Source organism: Isoptericola variabilis (assembly GCF_050311655.1).
Taxonomy (GTDB): Bacteria; Actinomycetota; Actinomycetes; order Actinomycetales; family Cellulomonadaceae; genus Isoptericola; species Isoptericola variabilis.
The window spans coordinates 82,777-101,375 of sequence record NZ_JBNOZM010000008.1; the positions used below are offsets into that span (position 1 = coordinate 82,777).

The 18,599-nt window shown below is 73.9% G+C and carries 17 protein-coding genes; all 17 read left to right on the plus strand.

Annotation, left to right across the window (positions count from 1 at the left end; translation table 11 throughout):
• Nucleotides 1-34: 34 nt before the first annotated feature.
• Nucleotides 35-1,702: an arginine--tRNA ligase gene (gene argS / locus ACQP60_RS17190; protein ID WP_429735090.1), complete on the plus strand. Its 1,668-nt coding sequence runs from the start codon at nt 35-37 to the stop codon at nt 1,700-1,702.
• Nucleotides 1,699-3,093, plus strand: a complete 1,395-nt coding sequence (lysA, locus tag ACQP60_RS17195; protein WP_429735092.1) for a diaminopimelate decarboxylase — start codon at nt 1,699-1,701, stop codon at nt 3,091-3,093. The genes argS and lysA overlap by 4 nt, the downstream gene beginning before the upstream one ends.
• Nucleotides 3,094-3,187: 94 nt before the next feature.
• On the plus strand, nt 3,188-4,531 hold the full coding sequence (locus ACQP60_RS17200) for a homoserine dehydrogenase (RefSeq protein WP_429735094.1): 1,344 nt from the start codon (nt 3,188-3,190) through the stop codon (nt 4,529-4,531).
• A 2-nt stretch (nt 4,532-4,533) separates the two neighbouring features.
• Nucleotides 4,534-5,628 (plus strand): threonine synthase, encoded by a 1,095-nt coding sequence (gene thrC, locus ACQP60_RS17205; RefSeq protein ID WP_429735096.1) that lies wholly within the window; start codon nt 4,534-4,536, stop codon nt 5,626-5,628.
• 38 nt (nt 5,629-5,666) lie between these two features.
• A complete protein-coding gene (gene thrB / locus ACQP60_RS17210) occupies nt 5,667-6,629 on the plus strand; it encodes a homoserine kinase (protein ID WP_429735098.1) in 963 nt (320 codons plus the stop codon).
• A gap of 279 nt (nt 6,630-6,908) precedes the next feature.
• Complete coding sequence (rho, locus tag ACQP60_RS17215) at nt 6,909-8,918, plus strand: transcription termination factor Rho (RefSeq protein WP_429735100.1); 2,010 nt, start codon at nt 6,909-6,911, stop codon at nt 8,916-8,918.
• A gap of 146 nt (nt 8,919-9,064) precedes the next feature.
• Entirely contained in the window at nt 9,065-9,274 is a 210-nt protein-coding gene (gene rpmE / locus ACQP60_RS17220; protein WP_429735102.1) for a 50S ribosomal protein L31, read from the plus strand.
• 190 nt (nt 9,275-9,464) lie between these two features.
• Nucleotides 9,465-10,559 (plus strand): peptide chain release factor 1, encoded by a 1,095-nt coding sequence (gene prfA / locus ACQP60_RS17225; RefSeq protein WP_429735104.1) that lies wholly within the window; start codon nt 9,465-9,467, stop codon nt 10,557-10,559.
• Between the two features lie 40 nt (nt 10,560-10,599).
• Nucleotides 10,600-11,616 carry a peptide chain release factor N(5)-glutamine methyltransferase gene (gene prmC / locus ACQP60_RS17230; protein ID WP_429735341.1) on the plus strand — a complete coding sequence of 339 codons (1,017 nt, stop codon included), beginning with the start codon at nt 10,600-10,602 and terminating at the stop codon, nt 11,614-11,616.
• Nucleotides 11,617-11,629: 13 nt separating this feature from the next.
• Complete coding sequence (locus ACQP60_RS17235) at nt 11,630-12,385, plus strand: L-threonylcarbamoyladenylate synthase (protein ID WP_429735343.1); 756 nt, start codon at nt 11,630-11,632, stop codon at nt 12,383-12,385.
• A complete protein-coding gene (locus ACQP60_RS17240) occupies nt 12,382-13,626 on the plus strand; it encodes a glycosyltransferase family 4 protein (RefSeq protein WP_429735106.1) in 1,245 nt (414 codons plus the stop codon). Before ACQP60_RS17235 ends, ACQP60_RS17240 begins: the two co-directional genes overlap by 4 nt.
• The gene (locus ACQP60_RS17245; RefSeq protein ID WP_429735108.1) at nt 13,623-14,102 is read left to right on the plus strand and encodes a Cg1360 family ATP-synthase-associated protein; all 480 of its coding nucleotides are present in this window, start codon (nt 13,623-13,625) and stop codon (nt 14,100-14,102) included. Before ACQP60_RS17240 ends, ACQP60_RS17245 begins: the two co-directional genes overlap by 4 nt.
• Nucleotides 14,103-14,349: 247 nt before the next feature.
• Nucleotides 14,350-15,138, plus strand: a complete 789-nt coding sequence (gene atpB / locus ACQP60_RS17250; RefSeq protein WP_429735110.1) for a F0F1 ATP synthase subunit A — start codon at nt 14,350-14,352, stop codon at nt 15,136-15,138.
• Nucleotides 15,139-15,242: 104 nt separating this feature from the next.
• Nucleotides 15,243-15,476, plus strand: coding sequence for an ATP synthase F0 subunit C (locus ACQP60_RS17255; RefSeq protein WP_429735112.1), 234 nt, complete (start codon nt 15,243-15,245; stop codon nt 15,474-15,476).
• A complete protein-coding gene (locus ACQP60_RS17260; protein ID WP_429735345.1) occupies nt 15,476-16,075 on the plus strand; it encodes a F0F1 ATP synthase subunit B in 600 nt (199 codons plus the stop codon). The genes ACQP60_RS17255 and ACQP60_RS17260 overlap by 1 nt, the downstream gene beginning before the upstream one ends.
• Nucleotides 16,075-16,890, plus strand: a complete 816-nt coding sequence (locus ACQP60_RS17265) for a F0F1 ATP synthase subunit delta (RefSeq protein ID WP_429735114.1) — start codon at nt 16,075-16,077, stop codon at nt 16,888-16,890. Before ACQP60_RS17260 ends, ACQP60_RS17265 begins: the two co-directional genes overlap by 1 nt.
• A gap of 80 nt (nt 16,891-16,970) precedes the next feature.
• Nucleotides 16,971-18,599 (plus strand): F0F1 ATP synthase subunit alpha, encoded by a 1,629-nt coding sequence (gene atpA / locus ACQP60_RS17270; protein WP_429735116.1) that lies wholly within the window; start codon nt 16,971-16,973, stop codon nt 18,597-18,599.

Genomic DNA, 18,599 nt, shown 5'->3' on the forward strand with positions numbered 1-18,599 from the left:
ACCCGGCGGCCCGTCGCCTTTGTAGAATCGCCCGGTGACCCCCGACGAGCTCTCCGGAGCACTCAGCGCTGCCCTCGCCTCGGCCGTGGCCGACGGCACCCTCGCCCTGCCCGCCGACGCCGTCCCGGCCTCGGTGCACGTGGAGCGACCCCGGCAGCGCGAGCACGGGGACTGGGCCACGAACGTGGCGCTGCAGCTCGCGAAGAAGGCCGGCACGACGCCGCGGGCGCTCGCGGAGGACCTGGCAGCCCGCCTCGCGGCGACGCCGGGGATCAAGGCGGCCGACGTCGCCGGCCCCGGCTTCCTCAACATCACGCTCGAGGCCGGCGCGGCGGGCGAGCTCGCGCGCACGATCGTCACGGAAGGTGACGCGTACGGCCGCACGGACGCTCTCGCGGGCCAGGTGCACAACCTCGAGTTCATCTCGGCCAACCCGACGGGCCCGCTGCACATCGGTCACACGCGCTGGGCGGCGCTCGGCGACGCTCTGGTGCGGATCATGCGCGCGGCCGGCGCCGACGTGACGGCCGAGTACTACATCAACGACGCGGGCGCGCAGATGGACAAGTTCGCCGCGTCGATCCTCGCCCGTGCCAAGGGCGAGGACGTGCCCGAGGGCGGCTACCCCGGTGAGTACGTCGCCGAGCGCGCCGCCGAGGTGCTCGAGCAGGAGCCCGACCTCCTGTCGCTCCCGGCGGACGAGGCCCTGACGACGGCGCGCGAGCTCGGCTACCAGGCCCAGCTCGAGGCGATCCGCCGCACGCTCGACGCGTTCGGGGTGCACTTCGACGTCTGGTTCTCCGAGCGCACGCTGCACGACTCGGGCGCCGTGGAGCAGGCGGTCGCCCGCCTGCGCGAGCAGGGGCACGTCTTCGACGTCGACGGCGCGGTGTGGCTGCGCACCACCGACTTCGCCGACGACAAGGACCGCGTGATGATCCGCGCGAACGGCGAGCCCACGTACTTCGCCGCCGACGCCGCGTACTACCTGTCGAAGAAGGACCGCGGGTTCCCGGGCAAGATCTACCTGCTCGGCGCCGACCACCACGGGTACATCAACCGCCTCAAGGCCATCGCCGCGTGCGCGGGCGACGACCCGGAGACGAACATCGAGGTGCTGATCGGCCAGCTTGTCAACATCGGCGGCGAGCGCATGGGCAAGCGCCGCGGCAACGCGCTGTACATGGACGACCTCATCGAGTGGCTGGGCTCCGACCCGCTGCGCTACTCGCTCGCCCGCTACCCGGCGGACTCGCCGCTGTCCCTGTCGGGCGAGGAGATGCTCAAGCAGAGCAACGACAACCCCGTCTACTACGTGCAGTACGCGCACTCGCGCACCTGCGCCGTCGACCGGAACGCGGCCGACCGCGGCGTCGCGCGCACCGCCGCGGACGGCTCCGACGCCTTCGACCCCGCCCTGCTCACGCACGAGACCGAGGCGACGCTCATCGGCGCCCTCACCGAGTTCCCGCGGATCGTCACGCAGGCGGCCGAGCTGCGCGAGCCGCACCGCGTCGCGCGCTACCTCGAGTCCCTCGCCGCGGACTACCACAAGTGGTACCAGGAGTGCCGCGTGACGCCGTACCCGGACGAGGAGGTCACGGACACGCACCGCACGCGCCTGTGGCTGAACGACGCCGTCCGCCAGGTGCTGGCCAACGGGCTCGACCTGCTCGGGGTCACCGCGCCGGAGCGGATGTGACCGGCGCCGCCCCGGGGAGCGCGACGGGCGTCCTCGGCGTCCCCTGGTCGGCGGGCGTGCGCCGCCGCGACGACGGCGTCGTCGAGGTGGCCGGAGCGGGCGTCGACGCGCTCGCCGCCGAGCACGGAACCCCCGCCTACGTGCTCGACGAGGCGGACTTCCGGGCCCGCGCGCGCGGCTACCGCACGGCGTTCGCGACGGCGTTCGCCGAGGTGGGCGCCGGCGTCGACGTGTACTACGCGGGCAAGGCGCTGCTCACGGTGGCCGTGGCCCGCTGGGCCCGCGAGGAGGGGCTGCGCGTCGACACGGCGTCCGGCGGCGAGCTGGCCGTCGCCCTCCGCGCCGGCGTCCCCGGCGCCGAGATCGGCCTGCACGGCAACAACAAGTCGGACGCCGAGATCCTCGCGGCGCTCGACGCCGGCGTCGGCCGCATCATCGTCGACTCGCTCGTCGAGATCGACCGCGTCGCGGCGCTCGCGGCCTCCCGCGGGCTCGTCGCGCCGGTCATGGTGCGCGTGACGACCGGCGTGCACGCCGGCGGCCACGAGTACATCTCCACGGCGCACGAGGACCAGAAGTTCGGCCTCTCGGTGAACCGGGGCGCGGCCGACGACGCAGCGGGCGACCCGCCGGCGATGCGGGCGCTGCTCGCCGCGGCCGGGCGGCCGGAGCTGCGGCTGCTGGGGATCCACTCGCACATCGGCTCGCAGATCCTCGACCCGGCGGGCTTCGAGGCGGCGGCGCGCGTGGTGCTGCGGCTGCGCGCGGAGCTCGCGGAGCGCACGGGGGTCCTGGTCGAGGAGGTGGACCTCGGCGGCGGGTACGGCATCGCGTACCTGCCGGGGGAGGTGCCGCTCGACCCGGACCGCATCGCCAAGGACGTGGCGAGCGCCGTGGCGGCGGTCTGCGCCGAGCTGGGCACCCCGCTGCCGCGCCTGTCCATCGAGCCGGGCCGCGCGATCGTCGGACCGGCCGGCCTGACCCTCTACACGGTCGGCACGGTCAAGCCGGTCGCGCTCGACGACGGGCGCGTGCGGACCTACGTCTCGGTCGACGGCGGGATGAGCGACAACATCCGCCCCGCCCTGTACGAGGCGCAGTACCACGCGGAGCTCGTCGGCCGGACGTCGACGGCGGAGCCCGTGCTCGCGCGCGTGGTGGGCAAGCACTGCGAGAGCGGCGACATCGTCGTGCACGAGACCTGGCTGCCCGGCGACGTGCGCGCCGGGGACCTGCTCGCCGTCGCCGCGACGGGCGCCTACGGGCGTTCGATGGCGTCGAACTACAACCTGCTCACGCGCCCGCCCGTGGTGGCCGTCTCCGGCGGCGCGTCGCGCGTCCTGGTGCGGCGCGAGACGGTCGACGACCTGCTCGCGCTCGACCAGGGCTGACGCACGTCGTCGCCGCCCGTGGACGGCGGCCCGACGGCCGACGCGCCGCGGCTATCCTGACCCCGTCCCGGCATCCCGTTCCGAAGGTTCTCCCGTGCCTGCAGCCACCCCGTCCGGGCCCCTGACCGGGGCCGTCCCGCTTCGCGTCGCGCTGCTCGGCTGCGGCGTCGTCGGCTCCCAGGTGGCGCGGACGCTGATCGAGCACGCGGACGACCTCGCCGCCCGGGCGGGTGCGCGCCTGGAGCTGGTGGGCATCGCGGTGCGCGACGCCGGCCGCCCGCGCGACGGCGTCGGCACGGTCGTGCCGGCCGACCTGCTCACCGAGGACGCGGACGCGCTCGTCGACCGGGCCGACCTCGTCATCGAGCTCATGGGTGGCATCGAGCCGGCCCGGGGCCTCATCCACCGCGCGATCGCCGGCGGCGCGAGCGTCGTCACGGCGAACAAGGCGCTGCTGGCGGCGCACGGCCCGGAGCTCTTCGAGGCCGCCGACGCCGCGGGCGTCGACCTGTCGTTCGAGGCCGCCGTGGCGGGCGCGATCCCGATCGTCCGCCCCGTGCGCGAGTCGCTCGCGGGGGACCAGGTGCGCCGCGTGCTCGGCATCGTCAACGGCACCACCAACTACGTGCTCGACCAGATGACCACGCACGGGCTGGAGCTCGAGGAGGCGCTCAAGGAGGCGCAGGCCCTCGGGTACGCGGAGGCCGACCCCACGGCCGACGTCGAGGGGCACGACGCCGCGGCGAAGGCCGCGATCCTCGCGTCGCTCGCGTTCCACACCCGGGTCTCGCTGGCGCAGGTCGCCTGCGAGGGCATCACGGGGGTGACGGCGGCCGACGTCGCCGCCGCGCAGCAGACCGGGCACGTCGTGAAGCTGCTCGCCATCGCCGAGCAGACCGCCGAGGGCGTCTCCGTACGGGTGCACCCCGCGCTCGTGCCGGCGGCGCACCCGCTCGCCGCGGTGCGCGGCGCGTTCAACGCCGTCTTCGTCGAGGCCGACGACGCCGGCCCGCTGATGTTCTACGGCCAGGGCGCGGGCGGTCGCCCGACGTCGTCCGCCGTGCTCGGCGACCTCGTGTCGGCCGCGCGCGACCGGATGGTCGGCGGCCGGGGGCCGCGCGAGTCCGCGTACGCGTCGCTGCCGGTGCTGCCGCACGACGCCGCGGTCACGCGCTACCAGGTCCGCCTCGTCGTGGCGGACCGCCCCGGCGTGCTCGCCCAGGTGGCGCAGGTGCTGGCCGACCACGGCGTGTCGATCGACACCGTCCGCCAGGCGCCCGACGAGCCGTACGCCGTCGACGTCGCCGAGGGCACCGCCGCGCTGCTGCTCACCACGCACTCCGCCCGCGAGGCGTCGCTCGCCGCGACGGTCGCGGCGATGCGCGGCCTCGAGCCGGTGCACGAGATCACGTCCGTCCTGCGAGTCGAGGGAGCCTGACCATGCCTGCACACCAGTGGCGCGGTGTCATCACCGAGTACGCCGACCGCCTGCCCGCCCACGTGGCGGAGCGCGTCGTGACGCTCGGCGAGGGCGGCACCCCGCTCGTGGCCGCCCCCGCGCTGTCGGACCGGACCGGCGCCGACGTGCACGTCAAGGTCGAGGGCATGAACCCGACCGGGTCGTTCAAGGACCGCGGCATGACGACGGCGATCTCCGCCGCCGCTGGGCGCGGCGCGAAGGCCGTGGTGTGCGCGTCGACGGGCAACACGTCCGCGTCTGCGGCGGCGTACGCGACCCGCGCGGGCATGACCTGCGCCGTGCTCGTGCCGGACGGCAAGATCGCGATGGGCAAGCTCAGCCAGGCGATCGCGCACGGTGCGCGCCTCCTGCAGGTGGACGGCAACTTCGACGACTGCCTGGTCGCGGCGCGCAAGCTCGCCGAGGTGTACCCGGTCGAGCTGGTGAACTCCGTCAACCCGGACCGCATCGAGGGCCAGAAGACGGCGGCGTTCGAGATCGTCGACGCCCTCGGGGACGCCCCGGACATCCACTGCCTCCCGGTCGGGAACGCGGGCAACATCACCGCGTACTGGAAGGGCTACCGCGAGTACGCGGGCCTGGACGACGGCGCCGCGCACGGCGCGGTCGCGACCCGCACGCCGCAGATGTGGGGCTTCCAGGCCGCGGGCGCCGCGCCGATCGTCAAGGGGCACCCTGTCGACCAGCCGGAGACGATCGCCACCGCGATCCGCATCGGCAACCCGGCGTCGTGGGAGCAGGCGGAGACGGCGCGCGACACCTCGGGCGGCGTCATCGAGTCGGTCACCGACGAGCAGATCCTCGCCGCGCACCGCGTGCTGTCGGCCGAGGTGGGCGTGTTCGTGGAGCCGGCGTCCGCAGCCGGGGTCGCGGGTCTGCTCGCCCGCGCCGAGCGGGGCCTCGTGCCCGCCGGCGCGCGCGTCGTCGTGACCGTCACCGGCCACGGGCTGAAGGACCCGCAATGGGCGCTGCGCACGCCGGACGGCGACGACGTCGTGCCCACCCGCGTCGGTGCGGACGTCGTGTCCATCGCCGCGGCGCTCGGCCTCGACTGACACCCACCCGCTTCGACCGGATCCCGCGGAGGGGAACGATGCAGCTCGGCGCCGACCACGTCCTGGTCCGAGTCCCGGCGACCAGCGCGAACCTGGGCCCGGGGTTCGACGCGATGGGCCTGGCCCTCGCGCTGTACGACGACCTGGAGGTCGAGCTCCTGGCGAGCGACGACGTCGTCGTCGAGGTCGAGGGGCAGGGCGCGGGGGAGGTGCCGCTCGGCGAGGAGCACCTCGTCGTGCGCGCCCTGCGGCACACGCTCGAGCTCGCCGGCGCGCCCCGCACCGGGCTGCGGCTGCGGTGCGTCAACCGCATCCCGCACGCGCGGGGGCTCGGCTCGTCGTCGGCGGCCGTGGTGTCCGGCATCGTCGCGGCGCGGGCGCTCCTGGCCGACCCGCACGTGCTCGACGCGGCCGCGGTGCTGCGGATCGCCACGGAGTTCGAGGGGCACCCCGACAACGCGGCGCCCGCGATCCGCGGCGGCGCGACGCTGGCGTGGGTGTCGGGCGCCGGGCCCCGCGCCGTCGACCTCGACGTGGACGAGCGCATCGAGGCCACCGTGCTGGTGCCGGACGCCCGCCTGGCCACGAGCCGCGCCCGGGGCGTGCTCCCGGCCGAGGTGCCGCACGGCGACGCGGCGTTCACCGCCGGGCGGGCGGGGCTCCTGGTCGAGGCCCTGGCGCGGCGCCCGGAGCTGCTGCTCGACGCCACCGAGGACCGGCTCCACCAGGACTACCGCGCGAGCGTGATGGCGGGCTCGGCCGAGCTGCTGCGCGCCCTGCGCGCGGAGGGTCTCGCGGCCACGATCTCCGGCGCCGGCCCCACGGTCCTCGTGCTCACCGCGGGCGACGGCACGGGTCGGCTCGACGCCGTGCTGGCCGACCTCGTCGACGACGTCGCGGGCTGGCGCGCGCTGCGGCCCGGCGTGGACCACGACGGTGCGGTGGCGCGCCGGGTGACGGGCGGCGCGGCCGACGGCGCGTCGGCCTGGGGCGGGGTCTGAGGTGATATGATGCGGTGAGCCTTCGGGATCGACCGCGAGGGCACTCCCTCTCCACCGCACGGCGCGTTTACGTGCCCGGTCAGAGCCAGGTGCCCCGGTGGTCGCGATGCGGTGCAGGATCCGCCGCGACAGTCCCGCGAGAGGGTGAAACACCAACCCCGCCAGCCGACGTCGTCGTACCACTGATGCGAGGTTCCACGCGTCACGGCGCACCGCGCCGGACGGCAACCACCCCGGCCCCGAGATCTGCGGGCCGCATACGAGGGGGAAGGGTCCTTCGTGACGAACACCACCGACAGCCGGAACGGCGCCGCCGCATCCGGGAACCTGAGCTCGATGCGTCTGGCCGAGCTCCAGGCGCTGGCATCCGGCCTGGGCGTCAAGGGCACGTCCCGGATGCGCAAGAGCGACCTGCAGGACGCGATCCGGGCCGCGCGCGGCCAGGGCGCGCGCACCGCCAGTGCCCCGGTCGCCGCGGCGACCGCCGTGGCGCCCACGGTCCGCAGCGACGCCCCGGCCCAGTCGCCGGCCGACCAGGGCTCCGCGCAGCCGTCGGGTGACGCGCGCGCCCCGCGCGCCGAGGGCGAGGCCCCGCGGCGTTCGCGCCGCGCCACCCGCTCCGCCGGCTCGGCCGAGGGCGACGCCGCGCCGCAGCAGCGCGCGGCCGAGGCGCCCGCCGAGCAGCCCGCCCGGAACGAGCAGCCCGCTCGCAACGAGCAGCGTGCCGGCGAGCAGCGCGCGGCGCAGCAGAACGACGCCGACCGCGAGGCGCGCCTCGCCCAGCTCGCGGAGGCCGTCGCGGCCCCGCGCGAGCGCGGCGGGCGCCGCAACGGGCAGAACGGCAACGGCCAGAACACCGGCGACGGCGACGGCCAGCGCTCCGGCCAGGGCCGCGGCAACGACGGCTCCGGCCAGCAGCGGTCGGGCGGCCAGGGTGCCCAGGGCGGGCAGCGCGACGAGCGGCAGCGCCGCGACGAGGACGACGAGCGCGGCGGTTCGCGCCGTCGTCGGGGTCGCGACCGCGGCCGGGACCGCAAGCGCAACCGCGGCGGGCGCGCGGGCGGCCCGGACGTCGCCGGCCTGGACGACGTCGAGGTGCGCGAGGACGACGTGCTGCTGCCCGTCGCCGGCGTGCTCGACATCCTGGACAACTACGCCTTCGTGCGCACCAGCGGCTACCTGCCCGGCGCGGGCGACGTCTACGTCTCCCTCAACCAGGTGAAGAAGTCCGGCCTGCGCCGCGGCGACGCGATCGTCGGCGCGATCCGTCAGCCCCGCGAGGGCGAGGAGCCGCCGCAGGGCAAGAACGTGCGCAGCAAGTTCAACGCCCTCGTGCGGCTGGACTCCGTCAACGGCATGACGCCGGAGGAGGCGCGCCAGCGTCCCGAGTTCACCAAGCTGACGCCGCTGTACCCGCAGGAGCGGCTGCGCCTGGAGAACCCGGAGGCCACCCGCCTCACGCCGCGCGTGATCGACATCGTCGCCCCGATCGGCAAGGGCCAGCGCGGCCTCATCGTCGCGCCGCCGAAGGCCGGCAAGACGATCATCATGCAGCAGATCGCCAACGCGATCACCGCGAACAACCCCGAGGTCCACCTCATGGTGGTGCTCGTGGACGAGCGGCCCGAAGAGGTCACCGACATGGAGCGGACGGTCAAGGGCGAGGTCATCGCCTCGACGTTCGACCGCCCCGCGTCGGACCACACGATCGTCGCCGAGCTCGCCATCGAGCGGGCCAAGCGCCTGGTCGAGCTGGGCCAGGACGTCGTCGTGCTGCTCGACTCGCTCACCCGCCTCTCGCGCGCCTACAACCTCGCGGCGCCGGCGTCGGGCCGCATCCTCTCCGGTGGTGTGGACGCCGCGGCGCTCTACCCGCCGAAGAAGTTCTTCGGCGCGGCGCGCAACATCGAGAACGGCGGCTCGCTGACCATCCTCGCCTCGGCGCTCGTGGAGACGGGCTCGAAGATGGACGAGGTGATCTTCGAGGAGTTCAAGGGCACGGGCAACATGGAGCTGCGCCTGTCCCGCAACCTCGCGGACAAGCGGATCTTCCCGGCGGTGGACGTCAACGCGTCCGGCACCCGGCGCGAGGAGATCCTCATGTCGAAGGACGAGCTGGGCATCGTCTACAAGCTGCGCCGCGTCATGGGCGCGCTCGACCAGCAGCAGGCGATCGAGCTGCTGCTCGGCCAGCTCAAGAAGACCAAGACCAACGTCGAGTTCCTGCTGCACGTGCAGAAGACGACGCCGGCCGGGCTCTCGGACGAGAACCCGGGCGAGACGGTCTGACCGTCCCCGTGCGCCGGCCCTGCGGGGCGCGGCGCACGGGCGATGTCCGGGGCGCGTCCGCGTTCTGGCACAATGGTTCGTCGGCCTTCCGGTTCACGGCCCGCTGTCCTGCGGGGCGACCCGGTGGCATCACACCAAGGAGCATCATGAAGTCCGGTATCCACCCCGAGTACGTCGTCACCCAGGTGACCTGCACCTGCGGCAACACGTTCACGACCCGCAGCACCGCGACCTCCGGCAAGATCAGCGCCGAGGTCTGCAGCGCCTGCCACCCGTTCTACACGGGCAAGCAGAAGATCCTCGACACCGGTGGCCGCGTCGCCCGCTTCGAGGCTCGCTACGGCAAGAAGAAGTAGCGCCCCCGCCCTTCTGTGGGGTGAATGCGCCGGTGGTCCGCCCGACAACCTCTCCAGGGGCAGTCGGACGACGGGCCACCGGCGCTTCTGCTTTGCCGAGGTAGTCCGGCCCGAGCTGCTGAGCTGCCTCGCGGCGACCTGAGCTACCTCGCGATGACCTGAACTACTTCGTGCTCGACCGGGAGATGCCATGACCGACTCGTTCGCCGCCGCGCGGCCGCTGCTCGAGGAGCACGCCGAGATCGAGCGCGCGCTGGCCGACCCGGCCGTGCACGCCGACGCGGGGCGTGCGCGCTCGCTCGGGCGCCGGTACGCCGAGCTGAACCAGGTGGCGGCCGCGTACCGGGCGTGGGAGCAGGCGCACGACGACGCGGAGGCGGCGGCGGAGCTCGCCGCCGAGGACGCGGCCTTCGCGGCCGAGCTGCCGACCCTGCGGGAGGCCGCGGACGACGCGGCCGAGCGCCTGCGGCGCGTGCTGGTGCCGCGCGACCCGGACGACGCCCGCGACGTCATCCTGGAGATCAAGGCGGGGGAGGGCGGCGACGAGTCCGCCCTGTTCGCCGGCGACCTGCTGCGCATGTACCTGCGGTACGCCGAGCGCCGCGGCTGGAGCACGCAGGTGCTCGACGCGACGGAGACCGAGCTGGGCGGCTACAAGGACGTCCAGGTCGCGATCAAGGCGCGCAGCGTCTCCGACCCGGCCGAGGGCGTGTGGGCCAGCCTCAAGTACGAGGGCGGCGTGCACCGCGTGCAGCGTGTGCCGGTCACGGAGTCGCAGGGCCGCATCCACACGTCGGCGGCCGGTGTGCTGGTGCTGCCCGAGGTGGACGATCCCGGCGAGGTGGAGATCGACCCCAACGACCTGCGCATCGACGTCTACCGTTCGTCGGGCCCGGGCGGCCAGTCGGTCAACACGACGGACTCCGCCGTGCGCATCACCCACGTGCCCACGGGGATCGTCGTGTCGATGCAGAACGAGAAGTCGCAGCTGCAGAACAAGGAGCAGGCGATGCGCGTGCTGCGTGCCCGGCTGCTCGCCGCGCAGCAGGAGGCCGCCGCGGCGGCCGCGGCCGACGTCCGCCGCTCCCAGGTGCGCACGGTGGACCGCAGCGAGCGGATCCGCACGTACAACTTCCCGGAGAACCGCATCGCGGACCACCGCACCGGGTACAAGGCGTACAACCTCGACCACGTGCTCGCGGGCGACCTCGACCCGGTGGTGCGCTCGGCCGTCGACGCCGACGAGGCGGCGCGGCTCGCCGCGGCGGGCGGCCAGGGTGACTGACGCGGGGCCGGGCACGGCGCGGGACGTCGCGGACGACGAGCTGCCCCGCACCACCGGCGCGGCGCTCCGCCGGGCGACGGCGCGGCTCGCGGCCGCCGGCGTGCCCAGCCCGCGCGTCGACGCGGAGACCCTGCTCGCGCACGCGCTCGGCGTCGACCGCTCGGAGGCGCGGCGCCTCGCGGTGCTGGACCGGGGCCTGCCGGACGGCGCGGCCGAGCGGTTCGCCACCGACGTCGCGCGGCGCGCGGACCGGGAGCCGCTGCAGCACCTCACCGGCGTGGCGGCCTTCCGGCACCTGGAGCTCGCCGTCGGGCCGGGCGTGTTCGTCCCGCGCCCGGAGACGGAGCAGGTGGCGCAGGTCGCGATCGACGAGGCGACGCGCGTCGTGGCCCGCGAGGGCGCCGCGGTCGTGGTCGACCTGTGCACCGGGTCGGGAGCGATCGCCCTGGCGGTCGCGACCGAGGTCCCCGGCACCCGGGTGCACGCCGTCGAGCTGGACTCCGAGGCCCACGGGTGGGCGGCCCGCAACGTCGCCGCCGCGACGGGCGACCGGCAGGACGCCGTCGTGCACCTGGTGCGCGGCGACGCGCGCACCGCGCTGCGCGACCTGGACGGCCAGGTCGACGTCGTCGTCTCCAACCCGCCGTACGTGCCGCCGGGCGCCGTCCCGCGCGACCCGGAGGTGGCCGACCACGACCCGGCCGTGGCGCTCTACGGCCTGGGCGACGACGGCCTGGAGGTGCCGCGCGGCGTCACCGCGGCCGCGGCGCGGCTGCTGCGCCCGGGCGGGCTGTACGTCATGGAGCACGCGGAGGTGCAGGCCGCCGCCGCGCGCGCGATGGTGGCGGGCACGACCGTGGGCACGGTCGTGGGCACGGGCGTGGGCACGGCCGGGTTCGGCCCCGCGACCACGCGCGAGGACCTCGCCGGCCGGCCGCGGATGGTGGTGGCCCGCCGGGCGGCGACGGCGGCCGGGAACCCGCACCAGGACCCGCACCAGGACCCGCACGAGGACACGGACGACCGCCGGGCGGCGGGTCGAACCGTGACAGACTGAGCCCGTGAGCAGCGTGCACGACGTCACCGATCCGAACACCTGGGGCCCTGCGATCGACGAGGCGGTGAACACGGTCTCGCGCGGCGGCCTGCTGGTGCTGCCGACCGACACCGTCTACGGCATCGGCGCCGACGCCTTCGACGCGGAGGCCGTCGCGGCCCTGCTCGCGGCCAAGGGCCGCGGGCGCCAGATGCCCCCTCCCGTCCTCATCCCCGACGTCCGCACCCTCGACGGCCTGGCCACCGAGGTGCCCGACGGCGCGCGCAGGCTGGCCGAGGCGTTCTGGCCGGGCGGGCTCACGATCATCCTGCAGGCACAGCCCTCGCTGCAGTGGGACCTGGGGGAGACGCACGGCACCGTCGCGCTGCGCATGCCCGACCACCCGGCCGCCCTGGCGCTCCTGCGCCGCACCGGCCCGCTGGCCGTCTCGAGCGCCAACGCCACCGGCAACCCGGCCGCCCTCGACGTCGCCGACGCCCGCGCGCAGCTCGGCGACGCGGTGACCGTCTACCTCGACGGCGGCGACGCGCCGGGCGGGGTCGCCTCGACCATCGTCGACGCCACCGGCGAGCACCTGCGCGTGGTGCGTCAGGGGGCGATCACGCTCGAGGCGCTCAACGACGTCGCGCCCGTGCGCGGGGTCGACGAGCCGGACGAGGAGAGCTCTGGCGAGGCCGGCGACGCGTCCGGGGCGACGTCCGCCGACGGGACGACGGCGGGCGGGCCGGAGGAGCAGGGTGCCGCGCCCGCGGAGGAGTCCGCCGGGTGAGGGCCTACCTGCTCCTGCTGCTCGTCTCGGCGGCGGTCACGTACCTCGCCACGCCGGGCGCGCGGTGGGTCGCCCGCCGCACGAACGCGATCACGGCGGTGCGGGCGCGCGACGTGCACGTGCAGCCGACGCCCCGGCTCGGCGGCCTGGCGATGCTGCTCGGCATCGTCGTCGCGGTGGTGCTGGCGTCGCAGATGCCGTTCCTCGCGGGCGTGTTCGAGACGGGCCCGCAGGCGTGGGGCATCGTCGGGGGCGCCGTCATCGTCTGCCTGCTGGGCTGGGCCGACGACGTGTGGGACCTGGACTGGATGACCAAGCTCGCCGGGCAGGTGCTCGCGGCGGGGTTCATGGCCTGGCAGCAGGTGCAGCTGACGTCGCTGCCCACGCCGGACTGGCTGTTCATCACCTCGTCGCGGATCTCGCTGTTCCTCACGATCCTGGTGGTCGTCGTGGCGATGAACGCGGTGAACTTCGTCGACGGCCTGGACGGGCTGGCGGCGGGCCTCATCGCGATCGGTGGGTCCGCCTTCCTGCTGTACACCTACGGGCTGACCCAGCAGGCCACGCCGGAGAACTACGCCAACCTCGCGACGCTCATGATGGCCGTGCTGGTGGGCGCGTGTCTCGGCTTCCTGCCGCACAACTTCTTCCCCTCGCACATCTTCATGGGCGACTCGGGCTCGATGGTGCTCGGCCTCGTCTTCGCCGGCTCGGCCATCACGATCACGGGGAACGTCGACCCGGTCTCGATGGGCGCGACGCTCTCGGGGGCGCAGCGCGTGCCCCTGTTCATCCCGCTGCTGCTGCCGGTCGCGGTGGTGCTGCTGCCGCTGCTCGACATGGCGATGGCCGTGGTCCGCCGCCTCGCGGCGGGCAAGTCGCCGTTCCACCCCGACCGCATGCACCTGCACCACCGGATGCTGGCGCTCGGCCACTCCCACCGGCGCGCCGTGCTCATCCTCTACGTGTGGGCCGCCGTCTTCTCGTTCGGCGTGGCCGCGCTCGTGCTGTGGGACTGGAAGGCCGTGCTCGCCGGGCTCGCGGTTGCCGTCGTGGTGGCCCTGCTGCTCACGCTCGGCCCGCTGCGCACGCGCGGGCGCTTCCTGGACGACGACGTCGCCACCGGCAGCCACCCGGCGGTCGCGGCGGCGCACCCCGCGCCCGCGACCCCCCGCACCCCGACCCCGCCGGCGGTACCGCCGGCGCCCACCCTGACGACGCACGAAGGACGCCAGCGATGACGACGCCCGACACCCCCGGCCCGACTCCCGACCCTGCGGCCGACCCGGCCGGAGGCGCCACGGTCGAGCACGCCGCCGCCGCGGAGCGCCGGGTGCTGCGGACGGCGCTGCGGGACACGCTGCTGCTCGTCGGCGCCCTGGTCGTGCTGGGCGGAGGGATCGGCCTCCTGGTGGCCGGCCTGCCCGGCCTCTGGGGCGCGCTGGTGGGCGCCGCGATCGCGGCCTTCTTCTGCGCGACGACGATCTGGTCGATGATGCGCACCGTCGGCTCGAGCCCGGCGCGGATGGCGGCGTTCGTCATGGGGGCGTGGGTGGCCAAGATCGTCGTGCTCATCGTGGTGCTGGTGCTGATCCAGGGCCGCACGTTCTACGACCCGTGGGTGCTGCTCGTGGTGCTCGCGGTGGGCGCGATCGGCTCCGCGCTGCTCGACTACCGGGCCGTGAACAGCGGCCGGGTGCCGTACGTGCAGCCGTGACTCCGCCCGCCTGACCAGGGTGCTTGCGCCGGGCGACCATCCGTCGCCGGGGGCAACATCGTGCGCTTCTTCACAAGCCGCGTGATCTTGCCGGAAATTCTGCTCCCGGATGTCGGAGCACCTGTGAACATCCGGTAGGCTGTCCGCGAATCCATGACGGCCAGGTCCGATGGCGTGCCCGCCCAGCGGTGGAGCGCCCGGACCGTACGACCTCCGGGAGAATCCCCTGTCTACGCCAGCGATCCCCATGCTGCTCGCCGCCGAGGGCGGTGGCTTCGAAGCGCCGACGATCGCGGACTTCTTCCCGCCGGCCATCTTCTTCGAGGGCACGCCCTTCGAGTTCAACCGGATCATGCTGGTCCGCGTCATCATGGCGACCGTCCTGCTGCTGGTGTTCTGCATCGCCGCTCGTCGCGCCCGCCTGGTGCCCGGTCGGTTCCAGAACGGTGTCGAGATGGTCCTCGACTTCGTGCGGAACTCGATCGCCATCGAGGTGCTGGGCCAGGAGAACGGCCGCAAGTACTTCAAGCTGCTCGCGACGATCTTCTGCACCGTGCTGGTGATGAACATCGCCGCGGTGATCCCGTTCCTCAACATCGCGGGAACGTCCGTGATCGGCCTGCCGATCGTGCTCGCGGCGTGGACGTACGTCATGTACCTCTCCGCGGGTGTCAAGGCGCACGGGCTCGGCGGCTACCTGAAGAACTCGCTGTTCCCCCCGGGCGTGCCGAAGCCGCTGTACCTGCTGCTCGTGCCGATCGAGGCGCTGCAGGTCTTCATCCTGCGTCCCGCGACGCTCGTCATCCGACTGCTGGCCAACATGGTCGCCGGGCACCTCATGCTCGCGATCTGCTTCGCGGCCACGTCGTTCTTCCTCTTCGACTCCGCCGGCGCGATGAAGCTCTTCGGCGCTGGCACGTTCGTGGCGGGCGCGGCGTTCTTCTTCTTCGAGATCTTCGTGGCGGCCCTCCAGGCCTACGTCTTCGCGATCCTCACCGCCGTCTACCTCAACATGTCCGTCGAGGCGGAGCACTGACCGTCTCGCGGTTCCCGGCCTGAGCCGGACACCCGCTCCACCACCTGCAACCACAAAGAGACGCCGGGCCACCCGAGGCCCGGCGCCCAACGGAAGGAAACCCAGTGGACGTCACCACCCTCGCCGAGGTCTCCGGAAACATCGGCACGATCGGTTACGGCCTCGCGGCGGTCGGCCCCGGCATCGGCCTCGGCATCCTCATCGGCAAGACGATCGAGGGCATGGCCCGCCAGCCCGAGGTCTCCGGCCAGCTCCGTACCACGATGTTCATCGGTATCGCCTTCGTCGAGGTGCTCGCGCTCCTCGGCCTGGTGGCCGGCTTCATCGTCCCGGCGTGATGGCTTCCCCCCTGAGCACCTCGACCGCGGACGTCGCCGCGGAGGAGGGGACCCAGAACATCCTGCTGCCGCACACGCCGGACATCGTGTGGTCGCTGATCATCGTGATCATCGTCGGGATCGTGTTCTACAAGTACGTCCTGCCCAAGTTCCAGGCCGTGCTGGACGAGCGCACCGCGAAGATCGAGGGCGGCATCGCCAAGGCGGAGAAGGCGCAGGAGGAGGCCGCGGAGGCGCTGAAGGAGTACCACCAGCAGCTCGCCGAGGCCCGTGCCGACGCCGCGAAGACCCGCGAGGAGGCGCGCGCCGAGGGCACCGCCATCGTCGCGGAGCTCCGCACCAAGGCGCACGAGGAGGCCTCGCGCATCGTCGAGACCGCCCACCGCCAGATCGAGGCGGAGCGCCAGACGGCGGCCGTCTCGCTGCGTGCCGAGGTCGGCGAGCTGGCCACCGAGCTGGCGTCGAAGATCGTCGGCGAGTCGCTGCAGGACTCCGCGCGCCAGTCGCGCGTCGTCGACCGCTTCCTCGACGAGCTCGAGGCCGCGGGCGACGAGTCCCGCACGGCGTCGGTCGGCAACTCGGTCGGCAAGGAGGGCTGATGCGGGGCACCAGCGGAGCATCCCTCGCGGCGGCGCAGGAGCGGTTCGAGCCGGTCCTGCGGGCCGCCGGGGCCGACGCGAAGGCGCTCGGCGAGCAGCTGTTCGCCGTCGTCGCCGCCCTGGACGAGTCCGGTCCGCTGCGCCGGTCGCTCGCCGACCCGTCGCGCAGCCCGGAGGACCGCGCGGCCCTGGCGGGCCGCATCCTCGCGGGGGGCTTCGACGAGCGCGTCGTCGACCTCGTCACGGGCCTGGCGCGGTCGCGCTGGGCCGGCGACGCGGACCTCGTGGACGCCGTCGAGCGTCTCGGGCTCGACGCCGTGCTGGCGTCCGCCGAGGCACGCGGCACCCTCGAGACCGTCGAGGACGAGCTGTTCCGGCTGACCCGGGCGCTCGTCGGGCAGCGCGAGGCGCGCCAGGTGCTCTCGGACCCCGCGTCCGACCCCGAGCGCCGCGCGCAGCTCGTCGACACCCTGCTCACGGGCAAGGTCGACGACGTGACGCTCGTGCTCGCCCGGCGCGCCACGACCGCCCTGCGCGGCCGCCGCTTCGTGGCGACGCTGCTGTGGTACGGGGAGATCGCCGCCGAGCGTCGTCGCCGTCTCGTGGCCACGGTCACGAGCGGCAGCGTGCTCAGCCAGTCCCAGCAGGACCGGCTCGCCGGGCTGCTCGAGCGCGCCTACGGGCGCCCCGTGCAGCTCAACGTCACGGTCGACGCCGCCGTCATCGGCGGCCTGCGCATCCAGGTCGGCGCCGACGTCGTCGACTCCACCGTGCTGTCCCGCCTGGCCGACGCCCGTCGCCGGCTGGCCGGCTGAACCCCTAGGCCCAGCGCCGGCCCCGGTCGGCTACGCAGAACGTGAGGCCGCGCGATACGCGGCCACGACAGGAGAGAGCAATGGCTGAGCTGACGATCCGGCCGGAGGAGATCCGCGCCGCTCTGGACAGCTTCGTGAAGTCGTACGAGCCCGAGGGCGCGGTCAGCGAGGAGGTCGGCCGCGTCACCGTCGCCGCCGACGGCATCGCCTACGTCGAGGGCCTCCCCGGCGCGATGGCGAACGAGCTGCTGCGGTTCGAGGACGGCACGCTCGGCCTCGCCCTGAACCTGGACGTCCGCGAGATCGGCGTCGTCGTCCTGGGCGAGTTCACGGGCATCGAGGAGGGGCAGGAGGTCCGCCGTACCGGCGAGGTCCTGTCCGTCCCCGTGGGCGAGGGCTACCTCGGCCGCGTCGTCGACCCGCTGGGCAACCCGATCGACGGTCTGGGCGACATCGAGAGCGAGGGCCGCCGCGCCCTCGAGCTCCAGGCGCCCGGCGTCATGCAGCGCAAGTCGGTGCACGAGCCGCTGCAGACCGGCATGAAGGCGATCGACTCGATGATCCCGATCGGTCGCGGTCAGCGTCAGCTGATCATCGGCGACCGGCAGACCGGCAAGACGGCGATCGCGATCGACACGATCATCAACCAGAAGGCCAACTGGGAGTCGGGCGACCCGAACAAGCAGGTCCGCTGCATCTACGTCGCCGTCGGCCAGAAGGGCTCGACGATCGCCTCCGTGCGCGGTGCCCTCGAGGAGGCCGGCGCGCTCGAGTACACGACGATCGTCGCCGCCCCGGCGTCCGACCCGGCGGGCTTCAAGTACATCGCCCCGTACACCGGCTCGGCCATCGGCCAGCACTGGATGTACCAGGGCAAGCACGTGCTGGTCATCTTCGACGACCTGTCGAAGCAGGCCGAGGCCTACCGTGCCGTGTCGCTGCTGCTGCGCCGCCCGCCGGGCCGCGAGGCGTACCCCGGCGACGTCTTCTACCTGCACTCCCGGCTGCTCGAGCGCTGCGCCAAGCTCTCGGACGACCTGGGCGCGGGCTCGATGACCGGCCTGCCGATCATCGAGACCAAGGCGAACGACGTCTCGGCGTACATCCCGACCAACGTCATCTCCATCACCGACGGCCAGATCTTCCTGCAGTCGGACCTCTTCAACGCCGACCAGCGCCCGGCGGTCGACGTCGGTATCTCCGTCTCCCGAGTCGGCGGTGACGCGCAGATCAAGGCGATGAAGAAGGTCTCCGGCACGCTGAAGCTCGAGCTGGCCCAGTACCGCTCGCTCGAGGCGTTCGCGATGTTCGCGTCCGACCTCGACGCGGCGTCGCGCGGCCAGCTGGCCCGCGGTGCGGTGCTGATGGAGCTGCTCAAGCAGCCGCAGTACACGCCGTACCCGGTCGAGGACCAGGTCGCGTCCGTGTGGGCCGGCACCAAGGGCAAGCTCGACGACGTCCCCGTCGAGGACGTCAAGCGGTTCGAGTCCGAGATGCTCGACCACCTGCGTCGGAACACCTCGGTGCTCTCCACGATCGCCGAGACCGGCAAGCTCGAGCAGGACACCGAGGACGCGCTGGCCGCGGCCGTCGAGGACGTCCGCAACGGCTTCCTCAAGGGCGACGGCACCCCGCTCGTCGGCGGCGACGACGAGGGCGACGCCGCGGACGTCGAGCAGGAGCAGCTCGTCGTGCAGAAGAAGGCCTGA